This is a genomic window from Pseudorhodobacter sp. E13 (assembly GCF_003991405.1).
Lineage (GTDB): Bacteria > Pseudomonadota > Alphaproteobacteria > Rhodobacterales > Rhodobacteraceae > Pseudorhodobacter.
The window spans coordinates 249,572-267,229 of the sequence record NZ_RPEN01000159.1 but is presented as its reverse complement, the minus strand read 5'-3'; the positions used below and the strand labels follow the sequence as shown (position 1 = coordinate 267,229).

Below are 17,658 nucleotides of genomic sequence, written 5' to 3'. Positions count from 1 at the left end.
AGCGGCTTTGCCCGCCAGCGTATTCTGCTGCCAACGCGGCGCAAGACGTGCCCTGCCAACGGAGATAGCCCATGAAGATGACCACCGAAGAAGCCTTTGTCAAAGTCCTGCAAATGCACGGGATTGAGGATGCGTTCGGCATCATCGGCTCTGCCATGATGCCAATCTCGGATCTGTTTCCACAGGCGGGTATCAAATTCTGGGATTGCGCGCATGAATATACCGCCGGGATGATGGCCGATGGCTATGCCCGCGCGACCGGCAAGATGAGCATGATGGTCGCGCAGAACGGCCCCGGCATTACCAATTTCGTGACCCCCGTGAAAACCGCCTACTGGAACCACACGCCTTTGCTGCTGGTCACACCGCAAGCCGCGAACAAAACCATCGGGATGGGCGGCTTTCAGGAAGTCGAACAGATGGCGCTGTTCAAGGATATGGTCGCCTATCAGGAGGAGGTCCGCGACCCTTCCCGCATGGCCGAGGTGCTGAACCGCGTGATCCTGAAGGCCAAGCGGGCAAGCGCGCCCGCACAGATCAACGTGCCGCGCGATTTCTGGACACAGGTGATCGACATCGACCTTCCCAAAATCGTGGAGTTTGAACGCCCGGCAGGCGGCGATGATGCCATCGCCCGGGCGGCGGACCTGCTGTCGAAAGCGAAATTCCCGGTGATCCTGAACGGCGCGGGCGTGGTGCTGGCAGGCGCGATTCCGGCCTCGATGGCCTTGGCCGAACGTCTGGATGCCCCTGTGTGCTGTGGCTATCAGCACAATGATGCCTTCCCCGGTTCGCACCCGCTGTTCGCGGGGCCTTTGGGCTATAACGGCTCCAAGGCGGGGATGGAGTTGATCTCCAAGGCGGATGTGGTGTTGTGCCTTGGCACGCGGCTCAACCCGTTTTCCACGCTGCCGGGCTATGGCATTGATTACTGGCCCAAATCGGCGGCGATCATTCAGGTTGATCTGAACCCCGATCGCATCGGGCTGACAAAACCGGTGACAGTGGGCATTGTGGGCGATGCCAAAAAGGTCGCCACCGCCATTCTGGAAAAGCTGTCGGCAGGGGCGGGCGATGAGGGCCGCAAGGACCGAAGAGCCACGATTGCACAGACCAAATCGGCATGGATGCAGCAGCTTTCCTCAATGGACCATGAAGATGATGACCCCGGCACCACATGGAACGAACGCGCCCGCAACGCCAAGCCGGATTGGCTTTCGCCCCGCATGGCTTGGCGCGCGATCCAGTCTGCTCTGCCGAAAGAGGCGATCATTTCCTCTGACATCGGCAACAATTGCGCCATCGGCAACGCCTATCCCACCTTTGAGGAAGGGCGCAAATACCTCGCCCCAGGTCTGTTCGGTCCTTGCGGCTATGGTTTTCCGGCGATCATGGGGGCAAAAATCGGGCGGCCGGACCTTCCGGTCGTGGGCTTTGCAGGTGACGGTGCTTTTGGGATCTCGATGAATGACATGACAGCGATTGGCCGCGATGAATGGCCGCCGATCACCATGGTGATTTTCCGCAACTACCAATGGGGCGCGGAAAAGCGCAACACAACGCTGTGGTATGCCGATAACTTCGTCGGGACGGAACTGGATCAGAAGGTATCTTATGCCGGGATCGCGCAGGCTTGCGGGCTGACGGGCATTGTCGTCCGCACGATGGAACAATTGACCACAACCCTGCACAAGGCGATTGCCGACCAGAAAGCGGGCAAGACCACCTTCATCGAAGTCATGATCAACCAAGAGTTGGGGGAGCCCTTCCGCCGCGATGCGATGAAGGCCCCGGTGGCGGTGGCGGGCATCTCGCGCGATGATATGCGGCGCCAGCCGCTTGCCGGGTGACGCTGCCCTTTGATCTGACGCCCTTGGCTGCCGCCTATCTGGCGGTGGTCTTGTTTGGGGCGGCTTTTGTGCGCGGCTATTCCGGGTTCGGGTTTGCCGCGCTGACGGTCACGGGCGCATCGCTGGTCACCAACCCTTTGCATCTGGTTGGTGTGGTGCTGGCCCTCGATTTTCTGATGATCTTTCAGCAATGGACCGGGATTTCGCGCGATGTGGATTGGCGGCGGGTGCTGCCCTTGGTGTTGGGGGCAGGCGCGGGCGTGCCGCTGGGGCTGTGGGCCATCACCCAAATCCCCCCCGATGCCGCGCGGGCGGTGATTGCGGTTTATGTGTTGATCATGTGCGCGGTGCTGCTGCGCGGCTTTGTGCTGCGGCGCGCGCAAGGTATGGCCGAACATACGGGCATGGGCGTGGTGTCGGGCATTGCGAATGCGGTGGGCATGGGCGGGCTGCCTGTGGCCACCTATTTCACAGCGCAGGGCCTTGGCGCGCGTGGGTTTCGCGCCACGCTGATCGCCTATTTCGCGCTGCTGGATGGGGTGACGCTGCCGCTGATGTGGTGGCATGGGTTGATCAGCTGGGATACCGTGGTCGCAGCGGCGGCGGCTTTGCCGATTGTCGGCTTGGGCATCTGGCTTGGCGGGCGGCATTTCTTCGGCACCGATCCGCAGGATTTCCGGCGCTTTGCCATTATCCTGCTGGCGGTTCTGGCGGTTCTGGGCCTTGCCAAGGCGATGATCTGAAAGGGGCGGATATGCGCAAGATCTTGGTCGTCAACGCGGGGTCGTCCTCGGTCAAATTCGCGGTTTTCGCTGGCGGGGCAGAGATAGCGTCCGGTTCGGTATCGGAAGTCGGCGGTGCCGCGCGCTTGGCATTTGCCGGGCAAAAGCGGGCGGTGGAAGCGCCTGACCATCGCGCGGCAGTGGCGGCCTGTCTGGCGGTTTTGGCCGAGGCGGGGCACCGCGTTGCAGGGTTCGCCGCCGCCGCGCATCGGGTGGTGCATGGCGGCACGGGCTTTGTCGCCCCCTGCCGGATTGATGCCGATGTCCTCGCGGGGATAGAGGCTTGTGTGCCACTGGCCCCTTTGCACAACCCTGCCAATCTTGCCGCGATCCGGGCGCTGGCCGCCTTGGCCCCCGATCTGCCCCAATTCGCCAGTTTTGACACGGCCTTTCACGCGGGCCAGCCCGATGTCGCCGCCCGCTATGCTTTACCCCCCGAGGCAGAGGCGCTGGGCATTCGCCGCTACGGGTTTCACGGCATATCCTATGCCAGTCTGACACAGGCCATGGCTGCGCGTGGCCCGTTGCCCCGCCGCCTGCTGGCGCTGCATCTGGGCAATGGTGCCTCGCTGTGCGCCATTCTGGAGGGGCGTTCGGTCGCGACAACCATGGGCTATTCGCCGCTGGAGGGGCTGACCATGGGCACCCGGTCCGGCGGGATTGATGGCAATGCCGTGCTGCGTCTGGCCGAGGCGTTCGGCATCGCGCGGGCAGGCCAGATTTTGAACAAGGAAAGCGGCTTGCTGGGCCTTGCCGGGGCATCCGATATGCGGGCCCTGTCGCAAGCAGGCACGGCGGTGGCCCGCTTTGCCCGCGCCCATTTCGCCTATTGGGCCACCCGTCACGCAGGCAGCATGATTGCCGCGATGGGGGGAATTGATGCTCTGGCCTTCACCGGGGGGATCGGGGAAAATGATGCCGAAATGCGGGGGGAAATCATGGCAGGTTTGGCCTTTACCGGGCTTGTTGTGGATGCTGCGGCCAATCAGTCCGGGGCTGAAAAGATTAATGATTCCAAATCACTGGTTGGTGCATGGGTCATCCCCGCCGAGGAGGAAGCCTGGATTGCCGCCGAGGCGCTGGCAGTGATGGAAAAGGGGGCCTGACATGGCGCAGCCAAAGATTGATACATCGCCGAAAGTCTCGGATGAGGTGCGCCAGACCACCTGTTACATGTGCGCCTGCCGCTGCGGCATCAATGTGCATCTGACATCCGGCAAGGTGACGTATATTGAGGGCAATCGCGCGCATCCGGTGAACAAGGGTGTGCTTTGTGCCAAGGGGGCCTCTGGCATCCGTCAGGTCAACGCGCCCTCGCGTTTGCGCGCACCCTTGCGCCGTGTCGGGCCGCGCGGTTCCGGCGCGTTTGAGGAAATCACCTGGGAGGAGGCGCTGGGAATTGCCGTGGAATGGCTTGGCCCCTTGCGCGATACATCCCCGGAAAAGCTGGCGTTTTTTACGGGCCGCGATCAAAGCCAAAGCCTGACCAGCTTTTGGGCGCAGAATTACGGCACCCCGAATTATGCGGCGCATGGCGGCTTTTGTTCGGTCAATATGGCGGCGGGCGGGATTTACACCGTGGGCGGTGCGTTTTGGGAATTTGGCCAGCCGGATTGGGAACGCACCAAGCTGTTCGTTCTGTTCGGCGTGGCCGAGGATCACGACAGCAACCCGATCAAGATGGGCCTTGGCAAGCTGAAGGCGCGCGGGGCCAAGGTGATTGGCGTGAACCCCATTCGTTCGGGCTATAACGCCGTGGCGGATGATTGGTTCGGCGTGACACCCGGCGCGGATGGTTTGCTGATCCTGTCCTTGATCCATTGCTTGCTGGAGGCGGGCAAGGTCGATCTGCCTTACCTTGCGCGTTTCACGAATGCGCCGCTGTTGGTGCGGTCGGATGGGGGTGCAGAGAAAGGGTTGTTCCTGCGCGATGCGGAAGGCAAGGCGCTTGTGATGTCAGGCGGCAAGCTGGTGCCGTTTGATACGCCGGGGGTAAAGCCCGATCTGGGCGCCACCTATGAAGGCCACCGCACCGTGTTTCAGCATATGGCGGAACGCTATCTCTCGCCCGTTTACGCGCCCGAGAAAATTGCAGCCCGCGTCGGCATCGACCCTACGCGCATCCGGGCGCTGGCCACCGATCTGGCGCGGGTGGCGTTCGATGAGGCGATTGAGATTGCGCAGCCTTGGACCGATTTCCGGGGTGACACGCATGACAAGATGATCGGGCGGCCTGTGTCCTTTCACGCGATGCGCGGCATTTCGGCCCATTCCAACGGGTTCCAGACCGCCCGCGCGCTGCATCTGTTGCAGGTCGTGCTGGGCACGGTGGAAACCCCCGGCGGCTACCGCTTCAAACCGCCCTATCCCAAACCGGCCGAGGCGCATCCCGCCCCGCATTGCAAGGTCACGCCGGGCAAGCCACTGGACGGCCCGCACCTTGGCTATCCGCGCGGGCCAGAGCATCTGTGCCTTGATGCGCAGGGCAACCCTGCCCGTATCGACAAGGCGTTCTCATGGGAAAACCCGCTGTCGGCGCATGGGGTGATGCATATGGTCATCGCCAATGCCCATGCGGGCGACCCCTACAAGATTGACACATTGTTTCTGTATATGGCCAATATGGCGTGGAATTCCTCGATGAATACCGCGCGTGTGATGGAAATGCTGACGGATAAGGACGCCTCCGGCGAATACGTCATCCCGCGCATCATCTATTCCGATGCCTATGCATCCGAGATGGTGGCCTATGCCGATCTGATCTTGCCGGATACGACCTATCTGGAACGGCATGATTGCATCAGCCTGCTGGATCGGCCGATCAGTGAACCCGATGCGGCGGGCGATAGTATCCGCTGGCCCGTCGTGGAACCGGACCGTGAGGTGCGCGGCTTTCAATCGGTGCTGATTGATCTGGGCGCGCGGTTGGGTCTGCCGGGGTTTGTCGATGCCGATGGCAAGGCGCTTTACACCGATTATGCCGATTACATCGTCAACCATCAGCGCCGCCCCGGTGTTGGCCCCTTGATCGGCTTTCGTGGTGATGGCAGTGCCGAAGGTAGGGGGGCGCCGAACCCAGACCAGCTTCAGCGTTACATCGACAATGGTGCGTTTTATCAGGCCCATGTGCCGGAAGGTGCCGATTTCTACAAACCGTGGAACAAGGCGTATCAGGATTGGGCGGTTAAAATCGGGCTTTATGATGCGCCGCAGCCTTACCTGTTCTCGATCTATTCCGAACCGATGCGCAAATTCCAGCTTGCCGCCGAAGGGTTTGGCACCCGCCAGCCGCCAGAGGCTGCCCGCGCGCGGCTGAAACAGGCGATGGACCCGCTGCCGATCTGGTATGCGCCTTTTGGTGATGATGCCACCGATTACCCGGTGCATGCGCTGACCCAGCGACCCATGGCGATGTATCATTCCTGGGGGTCGCAGAATTCATGGCTGCGGCAGATCCATGGCTATAACCCGCTTTATGTGCCGACGAAAATCTGGGCAGCCAATGGGTTCAAGGAAGGCGACTGGGCGCGCGTCACCTCACCCAATGGGGAAATTGTGGTGCCCGTGGCCCATATGCCCGCGCTGAATGAACACACGGTCTGGACATGGAACGCGATTGGCAAGCGCAAGGGCACCTGGGGCTTGGACGCGGATGCGCCCGAGGCGACCAAGGGCTTCCTGCTCAACCATCTGATTTCCGAACTGTTGCCGGAAAAGGGCGATGGCATGCGCTGGAGCAATTCCGACCCGGTGACGGGGCAGGCCGCGTGGTTCGATTTGCGGGTGAAGATCGAAAAGGCCGAGGCCCCGGCGCAGGCAGAACCCGCCTTTCCGGCGCTGGATTTGAAAGGGGTGCAGGTATGACAGCCGATCCCGAAACCGATGCAGCAGAAGGCCCGCCAGAAGCCGGAATCTGGTATTTTTGCGACATGGCAGATGAGTATCTGCTGGATGAAACCGAGACGTTCGGCGCATTGGTCAGAACGGCTTGCGCGTCCCTCGAAGCAACAAACGCCGAAATCTATCAATCCATTCGATTGGCAGAGCAAGGCGGGCGCTATGACTATGACGGCGAAACAGGCTTGATGCGTTTTACAGACGCTGCGGGGCATGCCCATGACGCAAAATTCCAAAGAGTCGGAACTTGGTTGCCAGCGTCGGGCTCCTTCATGTTGAACTGGGGGCAAACCGGCGAACGCGTGCAGGGCGAAGCCGTCGATCAAGCGCGCAGCTTTGGCCAGAAACACGATATGCCGGTCCTGACCAGCAAGATGCTTTGGGTCGATGAAGCGGATGCGTGGCACCTGACAGATGTGGTTGCCTATCTTTCGGGTCTGCCGATGACCTATCGCGCCAAAGTCGGGGAACGAACCTGGACCTATTTTGCGTTAGAGCGCCCGGAGCGGGTAGGATGAACATGGATAAATTGAGAAGAAAAGGGCCGCGCCCATGACATGCCTTCCCGACATGACCCAGAAAAAGCTTGGCCTTGCGATTGACCTGGATACTTGCGTGGGCTGTCATGCTTGCGTGACGGCCTGCAAGGGCTGGAACGATCAAGGCTATGGCGCGCCGCTGTCGGATCAGGATGCTTATGGGGCGGAACCATCCGGCACCTTCCTGAACCGCGTGCATTCCTATCAGGTGCAGCCCGCGCAAGGGGCGGCGCAGACCATCAATTTCCCCCGCTCTTGCCTGCATTGCGAAGATGCGCCTTGCGTCACCGTTTGCCCCACAGGGGCGAGTTACAAGCGCGTGGAGGATGGCATCGTTCTGGTCAATGAGAGCGATTGCATCGGCTGTGGTCTGTGCGCCTGGGCCTGCCCCTATGGCGCGCGCGAGATGGACGCAGACGAAGGCGTGATGAAGAAATGCACGCTCTGCGTGGACCGCATCTATAACGAAAATCTGCCCGAGGAGGACAGAGAGCCTGCCTGCGTGCGCACCTGCCCGACCGGCGCGCGCCACTTCGGCGATTTCAACGACCCCGACAGCAAGGTCAGCCAACTTGCCGCCGCGCGCGGTGGGTTTGATCTGATGCCGGAAATGGGCACCAAGCCCACCAATAAATACCTGCCTCCCCGCCCCAAGGATCAACGGCTGGAGGCCTCGCTTTTGGCGCCTTTGCTGGATATTGAGGCCAAAGGCTTTGCCGGCTGGCTTGACCGTGTTTTGGGGAAGATCTGATGCATCCTGCGCCTTCTGTCATCATTTTCTCGGTTCTGTCGGGGCTTGGCTTTGGTTTCATGTGCTTCATGGCGCTGGGCTTTCTGCCGCTGACCGGGCTTTGGGCCTTTTGGGCCTGGGCCATCGGCTATGCGCTGGCGGTGGGGGGGCTGATCGCCTCGACCACGCATTTGGGCAACCCGCAGCGGGCGCTGAAAGCGTTTAGCCAATGGCGCAGCAGTTGGCTCAGCCGTGAAGGTTGGGCCGCCGTGTTGGCCCTGTTTGCACTGGCCCCGATCGCGCTGGGCGATTGGCTGGGGTTTGCTGTGCCCTATGCGTGGCGCGGGCTGGCGGCGGCACTGGCCGTGATTACGGTGGTTTGCACCGCGATGATCTATACGCAGATCAAGGCGGTGCCGCGCTGGCACCATTGGTTGACGCCCGTGATGTTTCTGGCCTTTGCGTTGGCAGGGGGCGCGCTTTTGGCGATGCAGGCAACGCTGTCCTTCTTTTTGCTGCTGGTGCTGGCGGTCGTGATGCTGGTGCTGTTCTTTGTTGGGGACAGGCAGTTTGCCCGCGCTGGGTCCACGATGGGCACAGCAACGGGCCTTGGCGCGCGCGGCGATGTTTCAGTGTTTGAACAGCCGCATACCGGCGGCAATTACCTGCTGCGCGAGATGATCTTTGTCGTCGGGCGCAAGCACGCGATGAAACTGCGGGTGATAGCGGTGCTTTGCGCTGCGGTTTTGCCCGCGCTGATGGCGGCTGTGGGCGGCGTTGGCCTTATGCTGGTTGCGGTGTTGGTGCATCTGGTCGGGGCCTTTGCGGCGCGATGGCTGTTCTTTGCCGAGGCCGAGCATGTCGTCGGGCTGTATTACGGCAAACGCTGAATTGCGCTGGATCAAGGCGGGGGCTGCAATCATCTGCTATTGTTTGAATGTAAGCACTGATTGGAGACGGAAATGACCCGCCTGATGATGATATTGTTCTCGATGATTTCCACCACGCTGATGGGGGTGGCAATGGTTGTGGCACTGGTGATGGGCTATGATACGCTCAACCCGCTTTTGGTGGCGGTCGCTATCGGCTTTGTGGCCGCCTTTCCCGCCAGTTGGTTTGTGGCCAAGCAAATCGCCGGGTAGGTGCCGCAATCGCACGGCTTTGCCGTAACCTGAAAAAATACATCAAAGGCCAGCCATGCGCCCCTATTCCAGAACTCAGATATTGCTTCATTGGGCCGTGGCCCTGCTGATTGCGGCGCAATTCGTGTTTCACGAATCCATCGCGGATGCGTGGCGGGCGTTTCGGCGTGGGCAAGAGGTGGTGTTTGATCCGCTGGTCGCGGGCCATGTCTTTGGCGGCATCGCTGTTTTGCTGCTGGTGGTCTGGCGCTTGGTGATCCGTGCGCGGGCAGGCGCTGTGCCCCCGGTCGCAGGCACCAGCCCCCGCATGGCGTTGATCGCGCATCTGGGCCATATCGCCCTTTACGGGGTGATGATCCTTGCTGCCCTGTCTGGTCTTGCTGCGTGGTTCGGTGAGGTGGAATTGGCCGGAGAGCTGCATGAAACGCTGAAACCGGTGATCCTGATCCTTGTCGCAGGGCATATCGCGGCATCGCTTTATCATCAGTTTTACCTGAAAGACGGGTTGATGCGCCGGATGTCCTTGCGCAAGTGACGGCTGGCACAGCGCCCGGATACTCCCGGCGGAAAGACCGGGGGCCGCAGCTAGCCCGCCAGAAACACCCGCAAGGTTTCTTCAAATTCGCGCGGTTTGTCGGCGTGCAGCCAATGCCCGGCCCCCGGCAGTTTGGCAAAGCGGGCGGCGGGGAACAGGGCGCGGATTGTGTCGCGGTATTCGGGTTTGACGTAAGCGCTTTCCGCCCCGGTCAGAAACAGCACCGGCCCGTCAAACCTGCCTTCGGTGTCCGGCCAGCCGACGATTTTGGGCATCTCTGCCTCCAGCACATCCAGATTCAACCGCCAGCGCGGGGGCGAGGCCTTAAGGTCCAGCGATTGCAGAAAGAACGCGCGCAGGGCAGGGTCATCCAGCGTGGCTGACAGCCGCCGATCCGCCTCGGACCGGGCGTTAAGCCCTGTCAGGTCCAGACTGCGCATCGCACGGATATGCCCGCTTTGGTCATGGCCATAGGCCACCGGCGCAATATCGGCCACGATCAGGCGGTTCACCTTGTCGCTTTGAGTCAGCGCCAGTTGCATCGCGGCTTTGCCACCCATCGAATGGCCCACCACATCCATCCGCCCGCCATGGGCGTCGATCACCTCGGCCAGATCCTGCGCCATGTCGGGATAGGAGTGGCTGGGCAGGGCCGGGCTTTCGCCATGGTTGCGCATATCCACCGCCACCACATCACGATCCGCCGACATGCGCCGCGCGATCACCCCCCAATTGCGCGCCGAGCCGAACAACCCGTGCACGATCAGCAAGGGCGGAAGGGTCGCGGGCGATTGGGCGGGGTGCAAAACTGTGTTCAACATGCCCCAAGCCATAGCGCAGCATGGCCCGCAGTGCCAGAGGAGTTGAACAGCCCTTTCCCGCCGCGTAAGCTGTGCCAAAGCAGCACAGGAAGTGGCATATATGGGCGCGGTTTCAATTCAACAAATGGCAGAGCGTGTCTCCGCCCTGTTGACCGAACGATTGCATGTGAAGGGCCGCGATTTGCCGGACAAGCTTAGCCGCGGGGGGCGCCGCCTGCCGCGCAAGGTGCGTATTGCGGCACAGGAACTGGCCACCGCCTTGGAACACTCTTTCAACCCAAAGCTGTTGCTGCAAATCAATGAAGAAAAGGTGGCGGCCAATTACGACATCTGCATCAAGCATCTGGCCGGGTTGAACAAGGGCCACAAGCTGCGCGGTGTGTTGCTGGGCCTGTCGACCTCAATCCTGTTCAGCCTTGTCGCGGTGATTGCCTTGGTGCTTGGCGTGCTTATCTGGCGCGGGTATCTGTAACCGGAACCACCGCTTTGCGTGACAAGGCGCTGCGGCTGACGACTGTGACGGTCACGAAGGCTACATAAAGCAACAAATACCACGACCCAAGCTTGGCAAAGCTGACTGCCTGCCCCGGAAGCTGGCCGGAATACAGCCAAGTGCCCGTGGCCGTGCCCACATTTTCGGCCACCCAAAGCGCGAAGCTGGACAGCAAAGCCGCCAGCGGCAGCGGCATCCAGCGCGGATGCTCGGTGTTGATGAACCAGACGCGGGTGCGGGCGTAAAGCACCACCGTGGCGGCAAACAGCACCAGCCGGATATCGGGCAGAAAGTGATGGGCAAAGAAGTTCACATAGATCGCCACAGCCAGAACCATCGTCATCCAGAACGGTGGGTAAGGCGCGAATTGCATCGAAAAAATGCGGATCACGCGCGCCATGTAGCTGCCCACGCTGGCATACATGAAACCCGAGAACATTGGCACACCCATCAGTTTGAACAGACCCGGCTCGGGGTAGCCCCATGAACCTGCATGCACCTTGAACCATTCCATCGCGGTGCCGGTCAGGTGAAACAGCAAGATCACCCGCGCCTCCTCCCACGTTTCCAGCTTGAAGCGCAGGAACAGGGCTTGGGTGGTGATGGCAAAGAGGAACAGGAAATCATAGCGCTGAAACGCCCAATCGGGGTTCCAGAGGTATTTCGACAGGATGATCGCGGCCAACAGCAAGCCGCCGAACAGACAGGCCCAAGCCTGTTTGAACACGAACATCACAAACTCGCCGAAGAGGCCCGGCAGGCGGGCGCGGACGGCATCGCCAAGGCGGCGTTCGATGCTTAGGTTGTGTTCGTGCAAATGCTGCATGGGCCGGGCAATAGCCAGTGTTGCAAGGCTTGGCAATTCACTGACATGCTATCGGGGGAGAAAAAGGAACATATGATGGAACTGACACAGATCACGCCTTTTGTCCCTTGCACCGCCTTGCACGCGCAAATCGGTTTTTATCGCGATGTCTTGGGGTTCTCCGTCGGCTATCAGGCCGAGGGCTATGCCTTTTTGCGCCGGGACAAGGTGGCGCTGCGCTTGGTGCAGGTTTCCGATGATGTGGACCTGCAAAACCCTGAGCGGCAAGGATCGTTCTATATTGATGTGAAGGCGCTGGATGCGCTTTATGCCAGCCTGAAACCTGCGCTGGATACGCTGCCGGCAGGCCGCGTGCGGGCACCGTTCAACCAGCCCTACGGACAGCGGGAATTCCATGTCATTGATGAAGACTGCACGCTAATCTTTTTCGGAGAGGCGTTGGGCAGATAGAAAAGCCGCGCCAAGGTTTCCCCGGCGCGGCCCGTTCTAAGGTTCGTGTGGCCTTACAGGTCCGGATAGATCGGGAAGCGTTTGCACAGGGCCTCGACCTTGGCCTTTACGGCTTCTTCCACGGCGGCATTGCCGTCTTCGCCATTGGCGGCCAAGCCGTCCACGACTTCGACAATCCAATCCCCGATCAGGCGGAATTCGGCCTCGCCAAAGCCGCGCGTGGTGCCTGCGGGGGTGCCAAGGCGGATGCCCGAGGTGATCGTCGGCTTTTCGGTGTCAAACGGGATGCCGTTTTTGTTGCAGGTGATATGGGCGCGGCCCAGTGCCTTTTCGGTGGCATTGCCTTTCACGCCTTTGGGGCGCAGATCGACCAGCATCAGGTGCGTATCGGTGCCGCCCGTGACGGTGCCCAAACCACCTTTCATCAACTGATCGGCAAGCGCTTGGGCGTTCTTGATGACCTGCGCCTGATAGGATTTGAACTCGGGCCGCAGGGCCTCACCGAAGGCGACGGCTTTGGCGGCGATCACATGCATCAAGGGGCCGCCTTGGATGCCGGGGAAAATAGCCGAGTTGACCTTTTTGGCAATCGCCTCGTCATTGGTGACGATCATGCCACCGCGCGGGCCGCGCAGGGTTTTATGGGTGGTCGTGGTGGCCACATGTGCATGCGGGAAAGGCGAGGGGTAAAGGCCCGCCGCAACCAAGCCTGCGAAATGCGCCATATCGACAAGGAAATAAGCCCCGACCTTATCGGCAATCTCGCGGAAGCGTTTGAAATCGAGGATGCGCGGAATCGCCGAGCCGCCAGCGATGATCAGCGCGGGCTTATGTTCCAGCGCCAAGGCTTCGATCTGGTCGTAATCGGGCAGCAGCGTATCCTTGACCACGCCATATTGCACCGCGTTGAACCATTTGCCAGACTGGTTTGGCGCGGCCCCATGGGTCAGGTGGCCGCCCGCATCCAACGACATGCCCAGAATGGTGTCGCCCGGTTTGATCAGGGCGGTGAACACGCCTTGGTTGGCTTGGGAACCGGAGTTCGGCTGAACATTGGCATAGGTGCAGCCAAAGAGTTCGCAAGCCCGTTCAATCGCCAGATTTTCGGCGATATCGACATATTGGCAACCGCCGTAATAGCGACGGCCCGGATAGCCTTCGGCGTATTTATTGGTCATCACCGAGCCTTGCGCTTCCATCACGGCGCGCGAGACGATGTTTTCCGAGGCGATCAGCTCGATCTCGTCGCGCTGGCGGCCAAGTTCAAGCGTGATGGCACCGAAAAGTTCGGCGTCGCGGCTGGCGAGGCTTTCGCTAAAGAAACCGGCGTCGCGGTGGGCGGTGTCAACGGGGGCGTTCATGGGCGTCTCCTAAATCAGGTCGCGGGGCCAAAGGTTGCCGCTGTTTAGAGCAGCTTGGCCCGCGCGAAAAGGTAAGAATCCGCCTTGATGCCGTGAATGGGCGACATTGGCGTTTCGGATGGGAAACTTTTAGCGCTAACGTGGCGGGATGTTTGGGGAATCCGACGGATTGTTGCCCGAGGGGTTGAGTTTGGCAAAACAGAGCGCCAAGACTGTGGTCATAGCCGGTGGAAAGGGAAGGTCTGGCCCTCGATCCGGGCAAGGGGGGATTGTGGCGTTCAAGATAGCTTTTCTGGCAAGTGAGGCCGAGGCGGCGCAAAAGGCGCTGGCGGCGCTGACCCTGCGCTATGGCAATGTTGCGCCTGAAGCGGCCAGTCATATCGTGGCACTGGGTGGCGACGGGTTCATGCTGCAAACCCTGCATCAAAAGCAAAGCCTTGATATTCCGGTTTACGGGATGAATTGCGGCACCATCGGCTTTTTGATGAATGCCTATGCCGAGGAGGATTTGCCCGCACGTCTGGCCGAAGCGGGGGAAGAGGTGTTGAACCCTTTGGCGATGCGGGCCGAGACGATGGATGGCAAGGTTGCGATGGGGTTGGCGATCAATGAGGTCAGCCTGTTGCGGGCCGGGCCACAGGCCGCCAAGCTGCGCATCTCGGTCGATGGGCGGGTGCGGCTGGATGAATTGGTCTGTGACGGGGCGCTGGTGGCCACGCCTGCCGGGTCCACGGCTTATAACTATTCGGCGCATGGGCCGATTTTGCCAATCGGGGCCGAGGTTCTGACGCTGACAGCGATTGCCGCGTTCCGTCCCCGGCGTTGGCGGGGCGCGCTGTTGCCCAAGGCCGCCGTGGTGCGGTTTGATGTATTGGAGCCGGAGAAGCGCCCGGTGCGTGCCGATGCTGACAGCATGTCGGTGCCGAATGTCCTGTCGGTGGAAATCCGGTCGGAACCAGCGATCCGGCATCGGATCTTGTTCGACGAAGGGCATGGGTTGGAAGAACGCCTGTTGCGGGAGCAATTCGCCTGAGCGTTTCGTGGCAACAGGACAGGGGGCGTTGCCCCCTCGCCGCAAGCGGCTCACCCCCAGGATATTTTTGAATAGATGAAAGGGCTTTGGGTCAGGGCTGCTTTGGCAGTTTGGCCCAGAGGTCCAGTTTGCGATACAGGGTGGAGGGGGAGACATCGAGGACGCGGGCAGCGCGCGGGACGGAGCCGCCATGCATCTCGATTGTGGCCTCGACGATACGGCGTTCGACTTCGGCGAGGGGCAGGCCCAGCAGGGCATCCAGACTGACATTGTCGCCGGGGGCGTTGTGAGCCGGGGGCGATGTTTGCGCGAGTGAGGTTGGGGCGGCAATATCTTCGGGCAGCATATGGCGTTCGACCTGTGGGCCATCATAGAGCACAACGACATTGCGCATCACGTTGAGCACCTGTCGCACATTTCCCGGCCAAGGCAGATCGCGGAACAGGCTGCGCACCTCGGGCGAGAGAGCGGTGAAGCCGCGGCCTTCTTCCTGGGCAAAGCGCAGCAAAGCCGCTTCGGCGATTTCGATCACATCATCCTGCCGATCGCGCAATGGGGGCATATGGATGGGGACGACATAGAGCCGGTAGTAGAGGTCTTCGCGGAACTGGCCGCGCCGCACGGCTTCGGCGGGGTCGCGGTTGGTGGCGCAGACGATGCGCACATTGACCTTGCGGGGGCGCGTCGCCCCCACTGGCTGCACGGTAGAGGTTTGCAGAAAGCGCAGCAATTTGGTTTGCAGGGCGGGCAGCATTTCGCAGACCTCATCCAGAAACAAGGTGCCGCCATCGGCGGCGGCGGCTGCACCGATCTTGTCGGAAACCGCGCCTGTGAACGAGCCTTTGACATGGCCAAACACCTCGGATTCCAGCAATTCCGCGGGGATGGCGCCGCAGTTCAATGCGATGAATGGCCCGGTGCTGCGCGGCGATTGTTGGTGCACGGCCAGCGCGCACAGCTCTTTCCCGGTGCCGCTTTCACCGGTGATGAACACGGTGGCCATGCTTTGCGCGACCGAGGCGATTTTGGCCTGAACCCGTGCCATGACCTGCGACTGGCCGATGAAGGCCCCTTCGGGTGGGGCGGTGGGTTGGCGGGTGGCGCTGCGCGGGGCTGCCTGTGCAGCGCCTTCGCCGCGCAGCGATCCGAGGCGCAGCGCATTGTCGATGCAGGACAGGAAGCGTTGTTCATCAAAGGGTTTGACCAGAAATTCATGCGCGCCCGCGCGCATCGCCTCCACCGCTTTGTTGATCGTGCCATTGGCAGTGATCACGATGACGCAGGTGTTGGCATTGCGGGCCAGCATGTCTTGCATCAGGTCAAGGCCGTCCCGGTCTGGCAAGGTCAGGTCCAGCAGGACGATGGCGGGGCTGTGTTCACAAAACAGCGCAAATCCTTCGGCGGCATTGGCGGCGGCAATGACCTTATGGCCTGCGTTTATCAGCGTGGCGCGATAGACCATTTGCAAGGACAGCGTGTCCTCGATCAGCAAAATGGGTGGGGCGCTGCCGGATTTGGCTTTGGCGCGGGGCGGTGTGGGCGCAGGGGTCATGGCCCTGCCTGCCGTTCTGCCGCGATCTTGTCAATAAACGCGATCAGCATTTCCAGCCCGTCCAGCAGGTCTGGGGCAGCGTTTTGGATGCTGTCGGTATCCAGTGCCTGCGCAGCCAAGTTGAAGCGGCGGGCCGCGTCCGAGAGCAGATGCGCCCCAGCCGTGCCCGCCAGCGAGACGAGAACATGCGAGCAGGCCCGCAGCCCGTGCAGATCCATCTGCGGCAAGGCGGCGTGGAGTTGGCTGCGGACTTCGGCCAGATCGGCGGCGAAACGTTGCACCAGCTCTGCCGCAAACTCATCGCCTGCCACGGAAAGCAGGCGGCGGAAGTCGCTAGGGTCGATGGGCGGCGTGTTGGGGCGGGCGTCAGGCGGTTTGCTGGGCGGTTCTGCGCGCATGGGGTGAATGATTGCGCTGACCGCGCGGATAAGGGCGTCAGGCGAAGGGATGGGCTTTTGCAATACGGCATCGGCACCGGCGGCCAAAGCCGCCGCGCGCGGCGCTTCACCGTGATGGGCCGTCAGCACGAGAATCGGCACATCGGCCATCGGGCCGCTGTCGGCGCGGAGGGCGGCGCAGATATCAGGCCCGCTGTGCCCCGGCATGTCATGGTCCAGAACCGCCGCCCCGAACCCGCCCAGACGCAAGCTGGCCAAGGCCGAGGCCCCATCGCGCAGCGAAACGACCTCGGCACCGGATTGGGCCAGATATTGTGACATCACCAGCCGTTGGGTCGGGTTGTCATCGGCCAGCAATATCCGAAGACCGTGCAAGGCTGTATCGGCCATCACGGTGGGCGTTTGCGGCGGTAAGGCGGGTTCCAGCGGCAACCAGAACTCTGCCGCGCCATGCCCATCTTTGGTATTTCGCAAAATGATCCGGCCGCCCATGCGTTCCGCAAGAGATTGCGAAATGCTGAGGCCAAGCCCATGGCCTTCGCCGGTTTGCCATGCGGGCAAGGCGCGGCTGCCGGTTGGCATGGGCACGACGGCAGGAAAGCCGGGGCCTTCGTCTTGCACGGTAAAGCACAGCGCTTTGGGGGTAGGGCGCGCGACATGCAGCGTGACACGCCCGCCCCCTGAATGGGTCAGTGCATTGCCCAGCAGATTTGCCAAGACCCGCTCGACCGCGACATGGTTGCAAGCGATAACCTCGGGCAGATCAGGCTCGGCCACCAGAATGGCCTTAGCCTCTGTCTCCTCTGCCCTGCCGGGATGGGCCCAGCGGCGCATCAGGTCACGCAGCAGTTTATCCAGATGCACCGGGGCTTTGGGCAGATCGGCGGTGCTTTGGCCCAGCACATTCGACAAGGCCACTTCCAGCAGGCGAAACAACCCTTCGCCAGAGGCGCGGACGCGGTCCAACTGATGCCGGTCACGCTGGGGGAGGGCGGTATCGTCAATCAGTTCCAGCCCGGTCATCACATCCGTCAGGGCAGAGCGGATATCATGCGCCAGAAGGGCAAGTTCTTCCGCGAGATCTGGTGCTTCGGCAGGGGTTGAACCGGGCTCAGCTGTCACGATGCCCCCCAATAGGGAGTTGCAAGGGCGCGTGGGGAATGGACCAGATTAACTCAGACATGACACGCAGACGTTAACCTCTCTGGGGGCAAAGTCCAGCGCAGAACATGGTTAACGCCGCGCGGAA

General features: G+C 61.5%; 17 protein-coding genes. 12 read left to right on the top strand and 5 right to left on the bottom strand.

Annotated elements, in window-relative coordinates:
- The first annotated feature begins 71 nt into the window (after positions 1 to 71).
- The 9 genes from xsc (at position 72) to EGN72_RS17355 (ending at position 9,475) form a co-directional block, all read left to right on the top strand.
- Positions 72 to 1,850: a sulfoacetaldehyde acetyltransferase gene (gene xsc / locus EGN72_RS17395; RefSeq protein ID WP_127049918.1), complete on the top strand. Its 1,779-nt coding sequence runs from the start codon at positions 72 to 74 to the stop codon at positions 1,848 to 1,850.
- The gene (locus EGN72_RS17390) at positions 1,847 to 2,593 is read left to right on the top strand and encodes a sulfite exporter TauE/SafE family protein (protein ID WP_233587178.1); all 747 of its coding nucleotides are present in this window, start codon (positions 1,847 to 1,849) and stop codon (positions 2,591 to 2,593) included. Before xsc ends, EGN72_RS17390 begins: the two co-directional genes overlap by 4 nt.
- A gap of 11 nt (positions 2,594 to 2,604) precedes the next feature.
- The gene (locus tag EGN72_RS17385) at positions 2,605 to 3,738 is read left to right on the top strand and encodes an acetate/propionate family kinase (protein ID WP_127049916.1); all 1,134 of its coding nucleotides are present in this window, start codon (positions 2,605 to 2,607) and stop codon (positions 3,736 to 3,738) included.
- A 1-nt stretch (position 3,739) separates the two neighbouring features.
- The gene (locus EGN72_RS17380) at positions 3,740 to 6,496 is read left to right on the top strand and encodes a molybdopterin oxidoreductase family protein (protein WP_127049914.1); all 2,757 of its coding nucleotides are present in this window, start codon (positions 3,740 to 3,742) and stop codon (positions 6,494 to 6,496) included.
- On the top strand, positions 6,493 to 7,047 hold the full coding sequence (locus tag EGN72_RS17375) for a DUF6882 domain-containing protein (RefSeq protein ID WP_127049912.1): 555 nt from the start codon (positions 6,493 to 6,495) through the stop codon (positions 7,045 to 7,047). The genes EGN72_RS17380 and EGN72_RS17375 overlap by 4 nt, the downstream gene beginning before the upstream one ends.
- Positions 7,048 to 7,081: 34 nt before the next feature.
- Positions 7,082 to 7,819: a 4Fe-4S dicluster domain-containing protein gene (locus tag EGN72_RS17370; RefSeq protein ID WP_127049910.1), complete on the top strand. Its 738-nt coding sequence runs from the start codon at positions 7,082 to 7,084 to the stop codon at positions 7,817 to 7,819.
- On the top strand, positions 7,819 to 8,688 hold the full coding sequence (locus EGN72_RS17365; protein WP_127049908.1) for a DmsC/YnfH family molybdoenzyme membrane anchor subunit: 870 nt from the start codon (positions 7,819 to 7,821) through the stop codon (positions 8,686 to 8,688). Before EGN72_RS17370 ends, EGN72_RS17365 begins: the two co-directional genes overlap by 1 nt.
- Positions 8,689 to 8,760: 72 nt before the next feature.
- Entirely contained in the window at positions 8,761 to 8,940 is a 180-nt protein-coding gene (locus tag EGN72_RS17360; protein ID WP_127049906.1) for a CTP synthetase, read from the top strand.
- Positions 8,941 to 8,995: 55 nt separating this feature from the next.
- Positions 8,996 to 9,475 (top strand): cytochrome b, encoded by a 480-nt coding sequence (locus EGN72_RS17355; protein WP_127049904.1) that lies wholly within the window; start codon positions 8,996 to 8,998, stop codon positions 9,473 to 9,475.
- A 50-nt stretch (positions 9,476 to 9,525) separates the two neighbouring features.
- Here EGN72_RS17355 and EGN72_RS17350 read toward each other — a convergent pair whose 3' ends face one another.
- Positions 9,526 to 10,296 (bottom strand): alpha/beta fold hydrolase, encoded by a 771-nt coding sequence (locus EGN72_RS17350; RefSeq protein WP_127049902.1) that lies wholly within the window; start codon positions 10,294 to 10,296, stop codon positions 9,526 to 9,528.
- A gap of 124 nt (positions 10,297 to 10,420) precedes the next feature.
- Here EGN72_RS17350 and EGN72_RS17345 point away from each other — a divergent pair, with 124 nt between their 5' ends.
- A complete protein-coding gene (locus EGN72_RS17345) occupies positions 10,421 to 10,768 on the top strand; it encodes a hypothetical protein (protein WP_158623218.1) in 348 nt (115 codons plus the stop codon).
- On the opposite strand, the gene EGN72_RS17340 is transcribed toward EGN72_RS17345, so the two are convergent.
- Positions 10,746 to 11,615 (bottom strand): DUF817 domain-containing protein, encoded by an 870-nt coding sequence (locus EGN72_RS17340; protein WP_127049898.1) that lies wholly within the window; start codon positions 11,613 to 11,615, stop codon positions 10,746 to 10,748. The two genes, EGN72_RS17345 and EGN72_RS17340, sit on opposite strands and share 23 nt — an antisense overlap.
- A gap of 75 nt (positions 11,616 to 11,690) precedes the next feature.
- Here EGN72_RS17340 and EGN72_RS17335 point away from each other — a divergent pair, with 75 nt between their 5' ends.
- Positions 11,691 to 12,065: a VOC family protein gene (locus EGN72_RS17335; RefSeq protein ID WP_233587177.1), complete on the top strand. Its 375-nt coding sequence runs from the start codon at positions 11,691 to 11,693 to the stop codon at positions 12,063 to 12,065.
- A gap of 53 nt (positions 12,066 to 12,118) precedes the next feature.
- On the opposite strand, the gene glyA is transcribed toward EGN72_RS17335, so the two are convergent.
- On the bottom strand, positions 12,119 to 13,426 hold the full coding sequence (gene glyA / locus EGN72_RS17330; RefSeq protein WP_127049894.1) for a serine hydroxymethyltransferase: 1,308 nt from the start codon (positions 13,424 to 13,426) through the stop codon (positions 12,119 to 12,121).
- A 268-nt stretch (positions 13,427 to 13,694) separates the two neighbouring features.
- Here glyA and EGN72_RS17325 point away from each other — a divergent pair, with 268 nt between their 5' ends.
- Positions 13,695 to 14,459 carry an NAD kinase gene (locus EGN72_RS17325; protein WP_370323340.1) on the top strand — a complete coding sequence of 255 codons (765 nt, stop codon included), beginning with the start codon at positions 13,695 to 13,697 and terminating at the stop codon, positions 14,457 to 14,459.
- Between the two features lie 91 nt (positions 14,460 to 14,550).
- On the opposite strand, the gene EGN72_RS17320 is transcribed toward EGN72_RS17325, so the two are convergent.
- Both EGN72_RS17320 and EGN72_RS17315 read right to left on the bottom strand, forming a co-directional pair.
- A complete protein-coding gene (locus EGN72_RS17320; RefSeq protein WP_127049890.1) occupies positions 14,551 to 16,011 on the bottom strand; it encodes a sigma-54 dependent transcriptional regulator in 1,461 nt (486 codons plus the stop codon).
- The gene (locus EGN72_RS17315; protein ID WP_127049888.1) at positions 16,008 to 17,531 is read right to left on the bottom strand and encodes a response regulator; all 1,524 of its coding nucleotides are present in this window, start codon (positions 17,529 to 17,531) and stop codon (positions 16,008 to 16,010) included. Before EGN72_RS17315 ends, EGN72_RS17320 begins: the two co-directional genes overlap by 4 nt.
- Positions 17,532 to 17,658: the final 127 nt, after the last annotated feature.